The organism is Salmonella sp. SAL4457, assembly GCF_046548235.1.
Taxonomy (GTDB): domain Bacteria; phylum Pseudomonadota; class Gammaproteobacteria; order Enterobacterales; family Enterobacteriaceae; genus Salmonella; species Salmonella enterica.
Genome location: NZ_JBGDZO010000739.1, coordinates 1 through 261 on the forward strand (window position 1 = coordinate 1; position 261 = coordinate 261).

Genomic DNA, 261 nt, shown 5'->3' on the forward strand with positions numbered 1-261 from the left:
CAGATCATAGAGATGGCCATCGTCGGAACAGTAGCTGAGGTGCTCGCTGTACAACGCGACCCGGTGGCGGACGAGGAAGCGTCGGGTCTGCTCGATAAAGGCGGCATCCAGCGGCGTGGAGCCGCCGAGGGACAGCGAGAGACCGTGACAGGTCAGTGGAATGCGCTCCACCAGGCGCTCCAGGTCGGCACCGAAGGCACCGCCGACGCCGATCCAGTTGTCCGGCGCGCATTCGAGGAAGTCCACCGCGCCGGGCGCCAT

1 protein-coding gene is annotated in these 261 nt (G+C 66.3%); it reads right to left on the reverse strand.

Annotation, left to right across the window (positions count from 1 at the left end):
• Positions 1 to 261, reverse strand: a 261-nt coding sequence (locus ACLJNW_RS26120) for a DUF692 family multinuclear iron-containing protein (protein WP_410961493.1), incomplete at both ends; no start/stop codon positions are given.